The organism is Mesorhizobium sp. M7D.F.Ca.US.005.01.1.1 (assembly GCF_003952545.1).
Taxonomy (GTDB): domain Bacteria; phylum Pseudomonadota; class Alphaproteobacteria; order Rhizobiales; family Rhizobiaceae; genus Mesorhizobium; species Mesorhizobium loti.
The window spans coordinates 4402050-4419620 of sequence record NZ_CP034453.1 but is presented as its reverse complement, the minus strand read 5'-3'; the positions used below and the strand labels follow the sequence as shown (position 1 = coordinate 4419620).

Sequence of the window (17571 nt, the reverse complement as noted above, 5' to 3'; positions counted from 1 at the left end):
AACTTTCGCCCGCGCCCCTCATTGTCAAAGCATAGATCAACGACAATGAGGAGCACATCATGACAACCCAGACGGGCCACACCCAAGCCATTGCCGCTTCGCGAGTCATCGGCACTTCGGTCTACAACACCGAAGGCAAGAGCATCGGCAGCATCCAGGACGTCATGCTCGACAAGACGTCGAACGGCATCATGTTCGCGGTGATTGGTTTCGGAGGCTTCCTCGGCATCGGCGAAAAATATCATGCCATTCCGTGGGCCAGCCTCGACTATGACGAGGACAAGGGCGGCTATGTCGTGCCGTTCTCCAAGGAGCAGTTGAAGGCGGCGCCTGCCTATTCGATCAACGAACTGACCGACGCGGATGGCGAGACCGCTCGCGACGCCTCCTACGACTACTACAAGGTCACGCCTTACTGGCACTGACGGCTCAAAACCAAAATGGCCCCGTCGAGACGGGGCCATTTTGGTTTGATGTGGCAGCTATTCGCTGATGTGCACGGGGGCCATCGCCTTGGGTGGCGACTGCTGATTGTCGCACGACGTCAGGAACGCAGCCGCGATCAGGAACAAACTCACGATACCGCTCAACTGGGACATGGCGAAACTCCTCCTGTTTCGCCCCGCGCACCCACATCATAGCCGCAAGCCGGTCCGCCGTACATGACTTATGATGACAGCGATTTGCGCTTCGTGAATCGTTCGGGGCTGACGCCACGGCAATAATTGCGAGCCGGCCGATTGCCTTTTGCAGCACTTTGGCTAAGACGTGCGCGACATCAGTCAGATCAATCGAGGACATCGCAAATGACCGCCATCATCGACATTGTCGGGCGTGAAATCCTGGACAGCCGTGGAAATCCGACCGTCGAGGTCGATGTCATTCTCGAAGACGGCTCGATGGGCCGCGCGGCGGTCCCGTCGGGCGCCTCGACCGGTGCCCACGAGGCCGTCGAACTGCGCGACGGCGGCGCCCGCTATCTCGGCAAGGGCGTGCTCAAGGCCGTCGAAGCGGTGAACGGTGAGTTGTTCGAGGCGATCGGCGGCATGGAGGCCGAAAACCAGATCCATATCGACCAGACCATGATCGAGCTTGACGGCACGCCCAACAAGAGCCGGCTCGGCGCCAACGCCATTCTCGGCGTCTCCCTGGCGGTGGCCAAGGCCGCTGCCGATGCCGCCGGCCTGCCGCTCTACCGCTATGTCGGCGGCACCAAGGCGCATGTCCTGCCGGTGCCGATGATGAACATCATCAATGGCGGCGCGCATGCCGACAACCCCATCGACTTCCAGGAATTCATGATCATGCCGATCGGCGCGCCGACGCTGCGCGAAGGGGTGCGCTGGGGTTCGGAAATCTTCCACACGTTGCGCAAGAAACTGAAGGACGCCGGCCACAACACCAATGTCGGCGATGAGGGCGGCTTTGCCCCGAACCTGAAAAGCGCGCCGGTGGCGCTCGACTTCATCATGGAATCGATCGAGCAGGCCGGCTTCAAGCCGGGCGAGGAGATCGCGCTCGGCCTTGATTGCGCGGCGACCGAGTTCTTCAAGGACGGCAACTACGTCTATGAGGGCGAGAAGAAGACACGTGACCCCAAGGCCCAGGCCAAATACCTGGCCAAGCTTGCCGCCGATTATCCGATCATCTCGATCGAGGACGGCTTGGGCGAGGACGACTGGGAAGGCTGGAAGTACCTCACCGACCTGATCGGCAAGAAGACCCAGCTGGTCGGCGACGACCTGTTCGTCACCAACACCGCACGGCTGCGCGACGGCATCCGCATGGGCGTTGCCAATTCGATCCTGGTCAAGGTCAACCAGATCGGCTCGCTGACGGAAACGCTCGACGCCGTCGAAACCGCGCACAAGGCCGGCTACACCGCCGTCATGTCTCACCGCTCGGGCGAAACCGAGGATTCGACCATCGCCGATCTCGCGGTTGCCACCAATTGCGGACAGATCAAGACCGGCTCGCTGTCGCGCTCCGACCGCATGGCCAAGTACAATCAGCTGATCCGCATCGAGGAAGAGCTCGGCAAGCAGGCAAGCTATGCCGGCAAGTCGGTGGTCAAGGGTTGATCCGCAAGCATTCGGGATTCGGGATCCCGGATATCGGATGAAAGGGCGGGAGCATTCCCGCCCTTTTTCATTTCGGCTCGCCAAACCGGTCACCCGTAACCGTCCGTTAAGCACAATCGGGCGAAAAAGGTCGTGAGCCGCCTGAGTTCGCGGCCGAGAGGAATCGGGCGATGTGGACGCGTCAGCACAAGCAGAGAAACACCGGCCGGCTGATCATTCCCTCGCTCTGCGTGGCGTTCCTGGCCTATTTCGGCTTTCATGCCTATCACGGTGAATTCGGCATCTATTCGAAATATCAGCTGGAAGCCCAGACGGTTGCGCTGCAGAGCCAGCTCGATGCGATCAAGGCGCGCCGCATGGAACTCGAGCGCCGCGTTCGACTGATGCATGAAGGCACGCTGGAGAAGGACATGCTCGACGAGCAGGCGCGCAAGGCGCTCAATCTGTCCCAGGCTGATGAAATCACCATCATGTTGCCGGCGTCGGCGAAATAACCGATATCGAGTTAATCGCCAATATTTTCAATGATTTTAATCGCTTAGGCGCATGCCAGCTATGCAAATTCGGCATGGCGCAACGCTTTAACGCGTGTTAGCCTCCCTGAAATCGGTGGGGAGGAGCTGATCTCCCCAGAGCAGATTTCCTCTGCTCTAATGTCCACAAAGAGACGCCAACAGGGAGTGATGCATGGCCACCGCCGCCAGAAAAGCGCCTGCCAAATCCAAATCCGACGGCAAATCGGGGCTTTCGGCCCCCAAGCCCGCCGAATTCACCAAGGACGAAGAGCTTGCCGCTTACCGGCACATGCTGCTCATCCGCCGCTTCGAGGAAAAGGCCGGCCAGCTTTACGGCATGGGCTTCATCGGCGGCTTCTGCCATCTCTATATCGGCCAGGAAGCGGTCGTCACCGGCATGAAGATGGCGCTGATCGACGGCGATCAGATGATCACCGCCTATCGCGACCACGGTCACATGCTGGCGATGGAGCTGTCGCCGCGTGGCGTCATGGCCGAGCTGACCGGGCGTCGCGGCGGCTTGTCACGGGGCAAGGGCGGCTCCATGCATATGTTCTCCAAGGAAAAGCACTTTTACGGCGGCCACGGCATCGTCGGCGCGCAGGTGTCGCTCGGCACGGGCTTGGCCTTCGCCAACCGCTACCGCGACAACAACAATGTCTCGCTGACCTATTTCGGCGACGGTGCGGCCAACCAGGGCCAGGTCTATGAAAGCTTCAACATGGCCTCGCTGTGGAAGCTGCCGGTGATCTACATTATCGAGAACAACCGCTATGCCATGGGCACCTCGGTCTCGCGCTCGTCGGCCGAGACGGACTTTTCGCATCGCGGCGCCTCGTTCAAGATTCCCGGCATCCAGGTCGACGGCATGGATGTCCGCGCCGTCAAGGCGGCGGGCGACCTGGCCACCGAATGGTGCCGTGCCGGCAACGGCCCATTGATCCTCGAAATGCAGACCTATCGCTATCGCGGCCACTCGATGTCCGATCCGGCGAAGTATCGCTCCAAGGAAGAAGTGCAGAAGATGCGCTCCGAGCATGACCCGATCGAACAGGTCAAGGCGCGGCTGATCGAGAAGAAGTGGGCGACCGAGGACGAACTCAAGACCATCGACAAGGAGGTCCGCGACATCGTCGCCGACGCCGCCGAATTTGCCCAGAACGACGCGGAGCCGGATCCGTCCGAGCTCTGGACCAATATCGTATTGTAACGGGAGGGCAAGGACATGCCGATCGAAATTCTCATGCCCGCTCTCTCGCCGACCATGGAAGAGGGCAATCTTTCCAAGTGGTTGAAGAACGAGGGCGACAAGGTCGTCGCCGGCGACGTCATCGCCGAGATCGAGACCGACAAGGCGACGATGGAAGTCGAAGCCGTTGACGAAGGCACGCTGGGCAAGATCCTGATCGCTGCCGGCACCGAAGGCGTCAAGGTCAACACACCCATCGCCGTGCTGTTGCAGGACGGCGAAAGTGCCGGTGATATCGGCAAGGCCGCGGCTTCCGCCAAGGTGGAAGCACCCGCAAAGGCAGAGGCTCCAGCCGCCGCCGAGGACAAGGCGGAGGCCACAAAGCCGGCTGCCGCGCCGGTGGCTGCTGCTCCAAAGACGGAAATCGCCGCCGATCCGGACATTCCGGCCGGCACGGAGATGGTCTCGACCACGGTGCGTGAAGCGCTGCGTGACGCGATGGCCGAGGAAATGCGCCGCGATGGCGATGTCTTCGTCATGGGCGAGGAGGTCGCCGAATACCAGGGCGCCTACAAGATCACACAAGGGTTGCTGCAGGAGTTCGGGCCGCGGCGCGTCGTCGACACGCCGATCACCGAGCATGGCTTTGCCGGCGTTGGCGTTGGTGCTGCGATGGCTGGCCTGAAGCCGATCGTCGAGTTCATGACCTTCAACTTCGCCATGCAGGCGATCGACCAGATCATCAACTCCGCCGCCAAGACGCTCTATATGTCGGGCGGCCAGATGGGCGCGCCGATCGTGTTCCGGGGACCGAACGGCGCCGCCGCCCGGGTCGCTGCCCAGCACTCGCAGTGCTATGCCGCCTGGTATAGCCACATTCCGGGCCTGAAAGTGGTGATGCCTTACACCGCCGCCGACGCCAAGGGCTTGCTGAAGGCGGCGATCCGCGATCCGAACCCGGTAATCTTCCTCGAGAACGAAATCCTTTACGGCCAGTCCTTCGACGTGCCGAAGCTCGATGACTTCGTGCTGCCGATCGGCAAGGCGCGCATCCACAAGACCGGCAAGGACGTCACCATCGTGTCCTTCGGCATCGGCATGACCTATGCGGTCAAGGCTGAAGCCGAGTTGCGCGGCATGGGCATCGACGTCGAGATCATCGATCTCAGGACCATCCGCCCGCTCGACCTCGATACCATCGTCGCCTCGGTCAAGAAGACCAACCGGCTGATCGTTGTCGAAGAGGGATATCCGCAGAGCTCGGTCGGCGACCATATCGCCAACCAGGTGTCGCAGCGCGCCTTCGATTTCCTCGACGCGCCGGTCATCACCATTGCCGGCAAGGACGTCCCTATGCCCTATGCGGCCAACCTCGAGAAACTAGCTTTGCCGAATGTCGGCGAGGTCATCGAGGCGGTCAAAGCCGTCACGTATCGCTGAACCGGGCGGGAGGACAAAATGCCAATCAACATCACCATGCCGGCCCTGTCGCCCACAATGGAAGAGGGCAATCTGTCCAAGTGGCTCGTCAAGGAGGGCGACAAGGTTTCGCCCGGCGATGTCATCGCCGAGATCGAGACGGACAAGGCAACGATGGAAGTCGAAGCTGTCGATGAGGGCACGGTTGCAAAGCTCGTCGTTCCCGCCGGAACCGAAGGCGTCAAGGTCAATGCGTTGATCGCCGTGCTTGCCGCCGAAGGCGAGGATGCCGGCGCTGCCGCGAAAAGCGGTGGTGCTGCCGCACCAGCGAAAGCCGAGGCTCCGAAAGCGGATGCGCCGAAGGCGGAAGCACCAAAGGCTGAGGCACCAAAGGCCGAGCCTGCCGCAGCCGCACCCAAGGCAGAGGCGGCTCCGGTTGCCAACGGCCACGCGGCTGGCGAGCGCACCTTCGCCTCGCCGCTTGCGCGCCGCATCGCCAGGGAAGCTGGCGTCGATGTCTCTGCTGTGACCGGCACCGGCCCGCATGGCCGGGTGGTGAAGGCCGATGTCGACGCGGCGATTGCCGGTGGCGGTGCCAAGCCTGCCGCCAAGGCCGCGCCCGCTGGCGCGCCAGTGGCTCCGTCTGCTGCCGCCCCTGCGGTCAAGGCGATGTCGGACGATCAGGTGCTGAAGCTGTTCGAGGCGGGCTCCTACGACCTCGTGCCGCATGACAATATGCGCAAGACCATCGCGCGCCGGCTGGTCGAGGCCAAGACCACCATCCCGCATTTCTACCTGACGCTTGACTGTGAACTCGATGCACTGCTGGCGCTGCGCACGCAGATCAATGCGGCAGCGCCAGTGAAGAAGACCGACAAGGGTGATGCACCCGCCTACAAGCTGTCGGTCAACGACATGGTGATCAAGGCGATGGCGCTGGCGCTGAAGGCGGTGCCCGATGCCAATGCGTCATGGACCGAAACCGCCATGGTCAAGCACAAGCATGCCGATGTCGGTGTCGCGGTGTCGATCCCCGGCGGCCTGATCACGCCGATCATTCGGCATGCCGATGAAAAGACGCTGTCCACCATCTCCAACGAGATGAAGGATCTGGCCAGCCGCGCCCGCAGCCGCAAGCTGAAGCCGGAAGAGTATCAGGGCGGCACCACGGCGGTGTCCAATCTCGGCATGTTCGGCATCAAGGATTTTGCCGCAGTCATCAACCCGCCGCATGCCACCATCCTGGCGGTCGGTGCCGGCGAGGAGCGGGCAGTGGTCAAGAACGGCGAGATCAAGATCGCCACCGTGATGTCGGTGACGCTGTCGACCGACCACCGCGCCGTCGACGGTGCGCTGGGCGCCGAATTGCTGGTCGCCTTCAAGCGGCTGATCGAGAACCCGATGGGCATGCTGGTTTAGGACGGGAGAGGGCGGTGCGGATGGTCTTCACCAGCCTCTTCGCTTTCATTCTTTCCGGATTCGCCGGCGGCCTCGTCGCTCAATTGCTGGCGGTCGAAACCGATGCGCAGGAAGAATACATTCTCGTGTTCATGGCGTCCGCGCTTGTCACCATTTGCGTGACGATCGTGTTTTTCATTGCACAGCTCTTTTCGAACGCACCGGCGATCATCGACTGGCTGGCCCTTTGCGCGATTGTCCTGTTCGTGCTGATCGGACTCGGCTTGATCGGCTGGACGTTCTTCCAGCCGATCGGCAAGCGCCAGTGGGGAGGTGACATGCCAATCATCGCCGGCCTGGTTTTGCCGAACCTGGCCACTGTGCTGGTTCACTGGCTGTTCGTGCGCTGGCGGGTGGGACGCGGTTTGATCAACGCACGGGTGGGCGCATGAAGACGGTTCTTTGTTACGGCGACTCGCTGACCTGGGGCTACAATGCCGAAGGCGGCCGCCATGCGCTGGAAGACCGCTGGCCGAGCGTGCTGCAAGCAGCGTTAGGCGCCGGCGTGCAAGTGATTGCCGATGGCCTCAACGGCCGCACCACGGCCTTCGACGATCATCTGGCCGGTGCTGATCGCAACGGCGCCAGGCTGCTGCCGACGGTCCTGACGACGCATGCGCCGATCGACCTGATTGTCATCATGCTCGGCGCCAACGACATGAAGCCGTGGATCCACGGCAATCCGGTCGCGGCCAAGCAAGGCATCCAGCGGTTGATCGACATCGTGCGTGGTCACGACTACCCGTTCGACTGGCCGGCGCCGCAGATCCTGATCGTTGCGCCGCCTGTAGTCAGCCGCACCGAAAATGCCGACTTCAAGGAAATGTTCGCCGGTGGCGATGACGCCTCGAAGTTTTTGGCACCGCAATATGCCGCGCTCGCCGACGAAGCCGGCTGTGGCTTCTTCGACGCCGGCAGCGTGGCCCAAACCACACCGCTCGATGGCGTTCACCTCGATGCCGAAAACACGCGAGAAATCGGCAAGGCGCTGACGCCGATCGTGCGCGTCATGCTGGAATTGTGAAGGAGAAATACCGTGGCTGAGAACTACGACGTCATTATCATCGGCTCCGGCCCTGGCGGCTATGTCACCGCGGTGCGTTCCGCACAGCTTGGCTTCAAGACGGCGATCGTCGAGCGCGAGCATCTCGGCGGCATCTGCCTCAACTGGGGCTGCATCCCGACCAAGGCGCTGCTGCGCTCGGCCGAGATCATGCACTATTCGGATCACCTGAAGGACTACGGGCTGAAGCTCGACGGCAAGGTCAGCGTCGACACGTCGGCGGTGGTCGACCGATCGCGAAAAGTCTCGTTGCGGCTCAATGGCGGTGTTGCCTTCCTGATGAAGAAGAACAAGGTCGACGTCATCTGGGGCGAGGCCAAGCTCTCGAAACCCGGCGAAATCGTCGTGTCAAAGACGGCCAAGAAGCCGATGGAGCCGCAGCCGCCGGTGCCGAAAGGCGTCAAGGGCGAGGGCACCTACACCGCCAAGCACATCATCCTGGCGACGGGAGCGCGGCCGCGCGCGCTGCCCGGCATCGAGCCGGATGGCAAGCTGATCTGGACCTATTTCGAGGCGATGGTGCCGCCGGAAATGCCGAAGTCGCTGCTGGTGATGGGTTCGGGCGCCATCGGCATCGAATTCGCATCCTTCTATCGCACCATGGGCGCCGACGTGACGGTGGTCGAGCTGTTGCCTGCGGTGATGCCGGTCGAGGACGCCGAAGTCTCGAAATTCGCGCAGAAGCAGTTCGAGAAGCAAGGCATGAAGATCATCCTCGAAGCAAAGGTGACCAAGGTGGAGAAGGGTGCCAACTCGGTCACCGCACATGTTGAGATGAAGGACGGCAAGGTCGAGAAGATCACCGCCGACCGCATGATCTCGGCCGTCGGCGTGCAGGGCAACATCGAGAATCTCGGGCTGGAAGCGCTCGGCGTGAAGACCGAACGCGGCTGCATCGTCATCGACGGCTACGGTAAGACAAATGTACCCGGCATTTACGCCATCGGCGACGTCGCCGGCCCGCCGATGCTCGCCCACAAGGCCGAGCATGAGGGCGTGGTGTGCGTCGAAAAAATCGCCAATTTCCCCGGCGTGCACGCCACTGACAAGCTCAAGATCCCCGGCTGCACCTATTGCAATCCGCAGGTCGCGTCCGTTGGCCTGACGGAAGCGAAGGCCAAGGCAGAGGGCAAGGACATCCGCGTCGGGCGCTTCCAGTTCGCCGCCAATGGCAAGGCCATCGCGCTCGGTGAGGACCAGGGCTTCATCAAGACCATCTTCGACAAGAAGACCGGCCAACTGCTCGGCGCCCACATGGTCGGCGCCGAAGTGACCGAACTGATCCAGGGTTTTGTCGTGGCGATGAACCTGGAGACGACCGAGGAAGAACTGATGCACACCATTTTCCCGCACCCGACGCTGTCGGAGATGATGAAGGAAAGCGTGCTCGACGCCTATGGCCGCGCGCTCAACGCGTGATAAATTGAAAGCGCTGGTACAGATGGAACCCGGCGGCAAGGTACTTAGTTTGCGGATGCATTTTCATCCATCACACAAGGAGAAGGCATATGCACCTGAATGGCGTCGGCTGGATTGCAGCCATCATCATCGGCGGCCTGGCAGGCTGGCTCGCCGAAATGGTCATGAAGAGCAACACCGGCATCTTCATGAACATTGTTTTGGGTATCGTCGGCGCGGTCGTGCTGAACGCCATCCTCCAGGCACTCAACATCGGTGTGTTCGGTATCGGCTGGACCGCCTATCTGATCACCGGCTTTATCGGAGCCTGCCTGCTGATCTGGGCGGGGCGTCTGGTGCGCCGTTAACATCACTGAAGAGCTGCTATGCGAAAAAGGCTGTTGCGGCATGCGCCGTCGCGGCCTTTTTCTTTGCGTTAAAAAGTCTTAGATGAAGTTATGACAGCGAACGCCTGACTGGCGGTCGCGAATGAACCAGGTTTCCCGATGGTCACTGTCCTCGATACGATCGCCAACGCTCCGCGCTTGCGGCATCCGGAAAAGGCGCACAAGCCTGATCAGGATGTGCTGCGCAAGCCCGACTGGATTCGCGTCAAGGCGCCGATGTCGAAGGGCTATGCCGAAACGCGCGAAATCGTCAAATCGCACAAGCTGGTGACGGTCTGCGAAGAGGCCGGCTGCCCCAACATCGGCGAGTGCTGGGAAAAGAAGCACGCCACCTTCATGATCATGGGCGAGATCTGCACGCGCGCCTGCGCGTTTTGCAACGTCGCCACCGGCATTCCGACAGCTCTTGATGCCGATGAGCCGGCCCGCGTCGCGCACGCCGTCAAGCAGATGGGCCTGACCCATGTCGTCATCACCTCGGTCGACCGCGACGATCTCGCCGATGGCGGTGCACAGCATTTCGCCGAGGTCATCCGCGCCATCCGCGCGGCAACGCCGTTGACGACGATCGAAATCCTGACGCCCGATTTCCTGCGCAAGGACGGCGCGCTGGAGATCGTCGTGGCGGCCAAACCCGACGTCTTCAACCATAATCTCGAAACCGTGCCGTCGAACTATCTGACGGTTCGTCCAGGTGCCCGCTATTTCCATTCGATCCGGCTGTTGCAGCGGGTCAAGGAGCTCGACCCGTCGATCTTCACCAAGTCCGGCATCATGGTGGGTCTGGGCGAAGAGCGGAATGAAATCCTGCAGCTGATGGACGATCTGCGGTCGGCCAATGTCGACTTCATGACCATCGGCCAGTATTTGCAGCCGTCGAAGAAGCACCATCCGGTGATCCGTTTCGTCACCCCGGAGGAATTCAAGTCCTTCGAGACGATCGGCCGGACCAAGGGTTTCCTGCTGGTGGCGTCGAGCCCGCTGACGCGCTCGTCGCATCATGCCGGCGACGATTTCGCCCGGTTGCGGGCGGCACGGGAAGCCCAGCTCAAGAAATCAGCTTAATCAGCTGGTTTCATGCCGAAATTCGAAGCCACCCGCCGCGTATCCCACACCCCGGAGCAGATGTTCGCGCTGGTCGCCGACATCGAATCCTATCCGCAATTCCTGCCGCTTTGCGAAGCGCTGACGGTTCGTTCGCGCAAGGAGCGCGACGGACGCACGGTTCTCCTTGCCGACATGAGCATCGGCTACAAGGCGATCCGCGAAACCTTCACGACGCAGGTGCTGCTGAAGCCTGACGAGAACACCATCGACGTGAAATACATCGACGGCCCGTTCAAATATCTGAGCAATGTCTGGCGTTTCGAACCGGACGGCGCCGGCTGTGCCGTCCGCTTCTTCATCGACTACGAGTTCAAGAGCCGTATTCTCGGCGCGGTGATGGGCACCATGTTCGACCGCGCCTTCCGCATGTTCGCCGAGGCTTTCGAAAAGCGCGCGGATGTCATTTACGGCGCAAAACCGGCTTGAGGCCTCCGGGGTCACCACGCAAGGTGCTCCGAGGGTGCAATATCCCAAGCGAACCAAAAACCCAGGGCTATAGGTTTCCGCCTTACCCCAGATCGCGACAATCCATAGGATTGATGATTGGCCGAAATTAGAACGTCGAGGTGAATCCCATGCTTTTCTGGATAGCGAGTGGGGTTGGATTGGCGATCGCCTATCTCTTCGGTTCTACGCCCACGGGCTATCTGGCGGGGAAACTGCTCAAGGGCATTGATATCCGAGAGCATGGCTCCAAATCCACTGGCGCAACGAACGTGTTGCGGACCCTTGGGAAATGGCCTGCGTTGGTGGTCCTGCTTGTGGATGTGCTGAAAGGTGCAGCGGCGATCATCTTTGCCAGCTGGTTTTATCCCTGGTTCTCCACGTTGCCGTTCGTCACGCCGCCAACTGCGTTTGATCTGCAAACCTGGCTGCCCTGGGCTGTTTGCCTGGCCGGACTTGCCGTGTTGTTGGGGCACGGCCGTTCGATCTGGTTGAATTTTACAGGCGGCAAATCCGCTGCGGCGGGGCTCGGCGTGTTGCTGGCGCTGTCCTGGCCGGTGGGTGTAGGTGCCGCAGCGGTTTTTGGCGCTGTGCTGGCCGTTTTTCGAATTGTTTCCTTGGGTTCGATGCTGGCGGCGTTGACTGCGATCGCCCTCATCTGCGATTTGGAGCAACCATTACCCTATCGATTGCTGGTGATCGCAGGCAGCATTTACGTGATTGTGCGCCATCGCGCCAACATTCAGCGGCTGCTGGCTGGGACGGAGCCACGCCTGGGGCAAGGCAGCCCGGCATCGAAAGCAGAATCGCAAATTTAGCCTACCAACTGGCCAAACCCACGTCTGTGAGCGCGCGCAAGCCGAGTTCCAGCGCATGCCTGACCGTTTCGCGGCGAATGAAATCGCGGCCCCCGTCTGTAAAAAGCTGGCGCTCGGCGACAACCGGTCGGTCCGCCAGCGCAACCCCGAACCAGACCAGCCCGATCGGTTTTTCCGCCGAACCGCCGCCTGGCCCGGCAATGCCGGTGACAGCCAGGGTCAGCCCGGCGCGCGAACGGGCAAGCGCGCCTGTTGCCATTTCAGTCGCCGTCTCGCGCGAAACCGCGCCGTGCGCCTCGAGCGTGGCGGCGGAAACACCGAGCATGTCCACCTTGGCTTCGTTGGAATAGGTGATGAAGCCGCGATCGACCACAGCGGAGGAACCGGCGATGTCGGTCAGCGCGGCGATGATCATACCGCCGGTGCAGCTTTCCGCCGTCGCCAGCATGACGCCGCGCTTCTGGCAGGCTTGCAGCAGGGCATTTGCCAGCTCGTTGTTGCTCATTCCGGCACCTCGCCGGGAAAGACCACGCTGGCGGTGGCGATCGCCGCAATGCCTTCCTCGCGCCCGACAAAGCCGAGCTTCTCATTGGTTGTCGCCTTGATCGAGATGCGGTCCGGTGAAATTGCCAGCATCTGCGAAAGGGCTGCGGTCATCGCCTCGCGATGCGGGCCGACGCGCGGCGCCTCGCAGATCAGCGTGATATCGGCATTGGCGATCCGTCCGCCGCGCTCGCGCACCAGCCTTGCCGCATGCTCGACGAAGATCCGGGAAGCAGCGCCTTTCCACTGCGGGTCGGACGGCGGAAAATGCGTGCCGATGTCGCCGGCGCCGCAAGTCGCCAGCAGCGCATCGGTCAGGGCGTGCAGGCCGACATCGGCGTCGGAATGGCCGGACAGTTTCTTGTCATGCGCAATGGCGACGCCACACAGGGTGACATGGTCGCCGGGTTCGAAGGCGTGGACGTCGTAGCCATTGCCGGTACGGATGTCGGGGAAGCGAACACGTTCGCCGGAAAGCCGCTGGTCCGCCATCGCAATATCCCGTGCCCAGGTGAGTTTGATATTGTCCGGCGAGCCCGGAACGATCTTTACCGGAATATGCGCCCATTCGGCGATCGCCGCGTCGTCGGTAAAATCCATTTTTCCCAGATGATGGGCTTTCTCATGCGCGGCAAGGATAGGCCAGAATGGAAAGCCCTGTGGCGTTTGCGCCGCGTGGAGCCCGCTGCGCGAAACGGTTTCGCCAACCACGCCAGAGGCTGACTCGCGCTTCAGCGTGTCGGCGACGGGCAAAGCGGGCAACGCGCCCTCGCGCTCGCCGATTGCGGCGATGGTGCGGTCGATCAACTCCGCATCGACGAACGGACGCACGGCGTCGTGGATCAGAACCTGCGCCGGAGCGTGGCCTCTCAGCGCAAGCAATCCGAGCCGGACAGACTCCTGCCTGGTCGCCCCACCCATGACAGCGGTGACGCGCTCGGCATTGGCGCCCGCCGCCTGCCGGAACAGCTCGTGGTCGTCGGCATGGATGGCGACGACAATCTCGCTGGTCCGCGGGTGGGCAAGAAAAATTTCCAGCGTGTGCGCGATGACGGCAAAGCCGCCAATGTGTTGATATTGCTTCGGCCCGTTGGCCTGTCCGGCGCGCGCGCCACGGCCGGCCGCAACGATCACCACCGCGACCTTGCCATCCGCACTCGAAACGTGATTTTCACTTGCGTCAGTCATTGCAGATTGGTCCTAGCGCACGATCCCGAAAAGTGTAATCGGTTTTCGGAAAGATCATGCGCTAACTATGAAATTCCAAAGCGTCCTTAGCGCCTCCTGAAGGACGCGCGGCGCTTTGGTCACAGCCAATCCCGAAGGCCAGCATTTTCCCAATTGCGCCTTAATGTGGCGTCATTCCGCGTTGCACATTGCGGCGGTTCTGGCTAGAGAATGTGCAACGAATGAACATGCTTGGTTTTTGTGCATGGTTAACTTGACCAAATTGGCCGCGCCGCTCGATGTCGGTGGTGTGGGAATCCGCAATCGCGTGTTCCTCGCACCGATGTCGGGAATTACCGACGAGCCGTTCCGGCAGCGCGCCCACGCGCACGGCGCGGGCCTGGTCGTGTCCGAAATGGTGGCCAGCGGCGAGCTTGCCAAGGGCAGGGCCGGTTTCAACCTGCGCATACGCCACTCCGGCCTGCCGGTCCATATGGTCCAGCTTGCCGGCCGCGAGGCGGCGCACATGGCCGAAGGCGCGCGAATCGCCGCCGGCGAGGGCGCCGACATCATCGACATCAACATGGGCTGCCCGGCCAAGAAGGTCACTGGTGGCTATGCCGGCTCGGCATTGATGCTGGATCTCGACCATGCACTGTCGCTGATCGACGCCGTTGTCGGCGCGGTCGAGGTGCCGGTGACGGTCAAGATGCGGCTGGGCTGGGACGAAGGCGCGCTCAACGCGCCGATGCTGGCGCGCCGCGCCGAACAGGCAGGCGTCAGGATGGTGACCGTGCACGGCCGCACGCGCTGCCAGTTCTATCAAGGCAAGGCCGACTGGCGCGCCATCGCCCGCGTCAAAGAAGCCGTGTCCATCCCGGTCGTCGCCAACGGCGACGTGTCTTCGCCAGCAGAAGCGGCTGCTATCCTCGATCAGTCGGGTGCAGACGCTGTGATGATCGGCCGCGCGCATTATGGCGCGCCCTGGATCGCGGGCGGCATTGCGGCGGCAGCGACAGGCGAAACAACGCCAAATCTCCCACAGGGCTCGACGGTGCTGACTGACTACATCGTGGCGCACTATGAGGACATGCTCGCGCTCTACGGTGTCGAGAGCGGTCTGCGCCAGGCGCGCAAGCACCTCGGCTGGTATCTCGATCGTCATGCCGGCGGTCTCGCAGACGACAGCCGAAAGGCCATACTGACCGCATTCGAGCCCGCACGCGTCATTGCCTTGCTGCGCGATGTGTTTTCGCGCGATCCGCAACCTTTGAACCTGCGGAGCGCCGCATGAACGCCGCCGCTGGCCAGGGCGCTGAAATGGCGGATGCCGCCCAGATCGTGCTCAACACCATCCGCCGCCCGGTGATCATGATCAGCGAGCAAGGGTTCATCACCTACGCCAACGCCGACGCGGAAGACTTCTTTCGCTCGAGCGCGACGATGCTGGCGCGCAACACGCTGTCCAAGCTCATTCCCTTCGGCAGCCCGCTGCTGACGCTGGTCGATCAGGTGCGCGAGCGTCGGGCCCCGGTCAACGAGTACCGCGTCGACGTGTCGTCGCCGCGCCTGGGCATCGAGAAGGTCGTCGATCTCTACGTCGCCCCGGTGCCGGAATATCCGGGCTCCGTCGTGGTGATGTTCCAGGAACGGTCGATGGCCGACAAGATCGACCGGCAGATGACGCATCGCGGCGCGGCACGCTCGGTCACCGGCCTGGCGGCGATGCTTGCCCATGAGATCAAGAACCCGCTCTCCGGCATCCGTGGTGCCGCCCAGTTGCTCGAACTGTCGGCTTCCGACGAGGATCGCGCGCTGACGCGGCTGATCACCGACGAGACGGACCGCATCGTGTCGCTGGTCGACCGCATGGAGGTGTTTTCCGACGAGCGGCCGATCGATCGCTATCCCGTCAACATCCATGTCGTGCTCGACCATGTGAAGGCCATCGCCAAAAACGGTTTTTCCAAGAGAATCAAGATAATGGAGGATTATGATCCTTCATTGCCTCCGGTGTTTGCCAACCGTGACCAGCTCATCCAGGTGTTCCTCAACCTGGTCAAGAACGCCGCCGAGGCAATCGGCAGCGACCCACAGGGCGAGATCGTGCTGTCGACCGCCTTCCGGCCCGGCATCCGCGTTTCCGTGCCGGGTACGCAGGATCGCGTATCGCTGCCGCTGGAATTCTGCGTGCGCGACAATGGCTCCGGCGTCTCGGAAGATATTTTGCCGATCCTGTTCGATCCGTTCATCACCACCAAGCCGAACGGCTCCGGATTGGGTCTTGCGTTGGTCGCCAAGATCGTTGGCGAGCATGGCGGCATCATCGAATGCGAATCGACGCCGCGTGGGACCACATTCCGCATCCTGATGCCGGCCTGGAAAGAAGCACCATACGGCGCCGATGAAGACGGTGAAGGAGACCGCAAATGACTGTTCGCGGCAATATTCTCGTCGCCGACGACGATGCGGCGATCCGCACCGTTCTCAACCAGGCGCTTTCGCGCGTCGGTCACGAGGTGCGCGTCACCTCCAACGCTTCGACGCTGTGGCGCTGGGTGGCGGCGGGCGAGGGCGATCTGGTCATCACCGATGTGGTGATGCCGGACGAAAACGCCTTCGACATGCTGCCGCGCATCAAGAAGGCGCGGCCTGAACTGCCGGTCATCGTCATGAGCGCCCAGAACACCTTCATGACGGCGATCCGCGCATCCGAAACCGGCGCCTATGAATATCTGCCGAAGCCGTTCGACCTGACCGAACTGCTCAGCATCGTCAACCGGGCGCTTTCCGAGCCGCGGCGGCCGAAGATCGATGCGCGGCCGGAAGAGCAGCCCGACGCAATGCCGCTGGTCGGCCGCTCGGCCGCCATGCAGGACATCTACCGCATGCTGGCGCGCATGATGCAGACCGACCTGACGGTGATGATCTCGGGCGAATCCGGCACCGGCAAGGAGTTGGTGGCGCGCGCTTTGCATGAATATGGCCGCCGTCGCGGCGGCCCGTTCGTTGCCATCAACATGGCGGCGATCCCGCGCGATCTGATCGAATCGGAACTGTTCGGCCACGAGAAGGGCGCCTTCACCGGCGCGCAGAATCGCTCGACAGGGCGTTTCGAACAGGCCGAAGGCGGTACATTGTTCCTCGACGAGATCGGCGACATGCCGATGGAGGCGCAGACGCGCCTGCTACGTGTGTTGCAGCAGGGCGAATACACCACGGTTGGCGGACGAACGCCGATCAAGACCGATGTGCGCATCGTCGCCGCCACCAACAAGGATCTGCGCACGCTGATCAACCAGGGGCTCTTCCGCGAGGATCTGTTCTATCGCCTCAACGTCGTGCCGCTCAGGTTGCCCGCGCTGCGCGAGCGCTCCGAGGACGTGCCGGACCTCGTCCGCCACTTCTTCAAACTCGGCGAGATGGAAGGCCTGCAGACCAAACGCATCTCGTCCGGCGGCATCGAACTGATGAAGCGCTATCCATGGCCGGGCAATGTGCGCGAACTGGAAAACCTCGTTCGCAGGCTCGCCGCACTCTATTCGCAGGACGAGATTTCCGCCGAGATCATCGAGGCCGAGCTCAAAACCGGCGAACGCCCGGTGGTGCCGGGCGGCGGCAATCTCATTCCCGACGACCTGTCGATCGGCCAGGCTGTGGAGCACTTCCTGCAGCGCTATTTCGCCTCGTTTGCCGGCGATTTGCCACCCGCCGGACTTTATCAGCGCATCCTGTCCGAGGTCGAATATCCGCTCGTCCTGGCCTCGATGACGGCAACTCGCGGCAACCAGATCAAGGCGGCGGAATTGTTGGGCTTAAACCGCAACACGCTGCGCAAGAAGATTCGCGAACTCGGCGTCAACGTCTACAAATCATCGCGGCAGGGCTGAGCCTGATCTGAAGGTCGGGCTCTTTTCGGGGGACGGCTCGCGAAAGATTTCCGTCTCGGTCACACTTGTTGC

The 17571-nt window shown here is 62.0% G+C and carries 18 protein-coding genes; 16 read left to right on the top strand and 2 right to left on the bottom strand.

Going from position 1 to position 17571, the window contains the following annotated elements; translation table 11 throughout:
* Nucleotides 1-59 precede the first annotated feature (59 nt).
* From EJ076_RS21215 to plsY, 13 genes are all read left to right on the top strand, one after another.
* Entirely contained in the window at nucleotides 60-425 is a 366-nt protein-coding gene (locus tag EJ076_RS21215; protein ID WP_109672337.1) for a PRC-barrel domain-containing protein, read from the top strand.
* 381 nt (nucleotides 426-806) lie between these two features.
* Nucleotides 807-2081, top strand: a complete 1275-nt coding sequence (gene eno / locus EJ076_RS21205; protein WP_126069178.1) for a phosphopyruvate hydratase — start codon at nucleotides 807-809, stop codon at nucleotides 2079-2081.
* Between the two features lie 170 nt (nucleotides 2082-2251).
* The gene (locus EJ076_RS21200; RefSeq protein WP_109672345.1) at nucleotides 2252-2575 is read left to right on the top strand and encodes a septum formation initiator family protein; all 324 of its coding nucleotides are present in this window, start codon (nucleotides 2252-2254) and stop codon (nucleotides 2573-2575) included.
* A gap of 193 nt (nucleotides 2576-2768) precedes the next feature.
* Nucleotides 2769-3806 (top strand): pyruvate dehydrogenase (acetyl-transferring) E1 component subunit alpha, encoded by a 1038-nt coding sequence (gene pdhA, locus EJ076_RS21195; RefSeq protein WP_126069177.1) that lies wholly within the window; start codon nucleotides 2769-2771, stop codon nucleotides 3804-3806.
* Between the two features lie 15 nt (nucleotides 3807-3821).
* The gene (locus EJ076_RS21190) at nucleotides 3822-5225 is read left to right on the top strand and encodes a pyruvate dehydrogenase complex E1 component subunit beta (RefSeq protein WP_126069176.1); all 1404 of its coding nucleotides are present in this window, start codon (nucleotides 3822-3824) and stop codon (nucleotides 5223-5225) included.
* Between the two features lie 18 nt (nucleotides 5226-5243).
* Entirely contained in the window at nucleotides 5244-6623 is a 1380-nt protein-coding gene (locus EJ076_RS21185) for a pyruvate dehydrogenase complex dihydrolipoamide acetyltransferase (protein WP_126069175.1), read from the top strand.
* Nucleotides 6624-6643: 20 nt separating this feature from the next.
* Entirely contained in the window at nucleotides 6644-7054 is a 411-nt protein-coding gene (locus EJ076_RS21180) for a hypothetical protein (RefSeq protein ID WP_245462848.1), read from the top strand.
* Nucleotides 7051-7686 carry an SGNH/GDSL hydrolase family protein gene (locus EJ076_RS21175; protein WP_126069174.1) on the top strand — a complete coding sequence of 212 codons (636 nt, stop codon included), beginning with the start codon at nucleotides 7051-7053 and terminating at the stop codon, nucleotides 7684-7686. Before EJ076_RS21180 ends, EJ076_RS21175 begins: the two co-directional genes overlap by 4 nt.
* 12 nt (nucleotides 7687-7698) lie before the next feature.
* On the top strand, nucleotides 7699-9144 hold the full coding sequence (gene lpdA / locus EJ076_RS21170) for a dihydrolipoyl dehydrogenase (protein ID WP_126069173.1): 1446 nt from the start codon (nucleotides 7699-7701) through the stop codon (nucleotides 9142-9144).
* 89 nt (nucleotides 9145-9233) lie between these two features.
* Nucleotides 9234-9491, top strand: a complete 258-nt coding sequence (locus EJ076_RS21165) for a GlsB/YeaQ/YmgE family stress response membrane protein (RefSeq protein ID WP_109671323.1) — start codon at nucleotides 9234-9236, stop codon at nucleotides 9489-9491.
* A gap of 138 nt (nucleotides 9492-9629) precedes the next feature.
* Entirely contained in the window at nucleotides 9630-10595 is a 966-nt protein-coding gene (lipA, locus tag EJ076_RS21160) for a lipoyl synthase (RefSeq protein ID WP_126069172.1), read from the top strand.
* A gap of 12 nt (nucleotides 10596-10607) precedes the next feature.
* On the top strand, nucleotides 10608-11063 hold the full coding sequence (locus tag EJ076_RS21155) for a type II toxin-antitoxin system RatA family toxin (RefSeq protein WP_126069171.1): 456 nt from the start codon (nucleotides 10608-10610) through the stop codon (nucleotides 11061-11063).
* Nucleotides 11064-11212: 149 nt separating this feature from the next.
* On the top strand, nucleotides 11213-11899 hold the full coding sequence (plsY, locus tag EJ076_RS21150; protein WP_126069170.1) for a glycerol-3-phosphate 1-O-acyltransferase PlsY: 687 nt from the start codon (nucleotides 11213-11215) through the stop codon (nucleotides 11897-11899).
* 1 nt (nucleotide 11900) lies between these two features.
* Here the strand turns inward: plsY and EJ076_RS21145 are convergent, their stop codons facing one another.
* Nucleotides 11901-12404 (bottom strand): CinA family protein, encoded by a 504-nt coding sequence (locus EJ076_RS21145; RefSeq protein WP_126069169.1) that lies wholly within the window; start codon nucleotides 12402-12404, stop codon nucleotides 11901-11903.
* Complete coding sequence (locus tag EJ076_RS21140) at nucleotides 12401-13630, bottom strand: bifunctional 2-C-methyl-D-erythritol 4-phosphate cytidylyltransferase/2-C-methyl-D-erythritol 2,4-cyclodiphosphate synthase (protein ID WP_126069168.1); 1230 nt, start codon at nucleotides 13628-13630, stop codon at nucleotides 12401-12403. The genes EJ076_RS21145 and EJ076_RS21140 overlap by 4 nt, the downstream gene beginning before the upstream one ends.
* Before the next feature lie 244 nt (nucleotides 13631-13874).
* Here EJ076_RS21140 and dusB point away from each other — a divergent pair, with 244 nt between their 5' ends.
* The 3 genes from dusB to ntrC are packed head-to-tail and all read left to right on the top strand — an operon-like array spanning nucleotide 13875 to nucleotide 17499.
* The gene (gene dusB, locus EJ076_RS21135; protein WP_126069167.1) at nucleotides 13875-14903 is read left to right on the top strand and encodes a tRNA dihydrouridine synthase DusB; all 1029 of its coding nucleotides are present in this window, start codon (nucleotides 13875-13877) and stop codon (nucleotides 14901-14903) included.
* Nucleotides 14900-16042, top strand: coding sequence for a nitrogen regulation protein NR(II) (locus EJ076_RS21130; RefSeq protein WP_126069166.1), 1143 nt, complete (start codon nucleotides 14900-14902; stop codon nucleotides 16040-16042). The genes dusB and EJ076_RS21130 overlap by 4 nt, the downstream gene beginning before the upstream one ends.
* Complete coding sequence (ntrC, locus tag EJ076_RS21125) at nucleotides 16039-17499, top strand: nitrogen regulation protein NR(I) (protein ID WP_126069165.1); 1461 nt, start codon at nucleotides 16039-16041, stop codon at nucleotides 17497-17499. The genes EJ076_RS21130 and ntrC overlap by 4 nt, the downstream gene beginning before the upstream one ends.
* The last annotated feature ends 72 nt before the right edge of the window (nucleotides 17500-17571 follow it).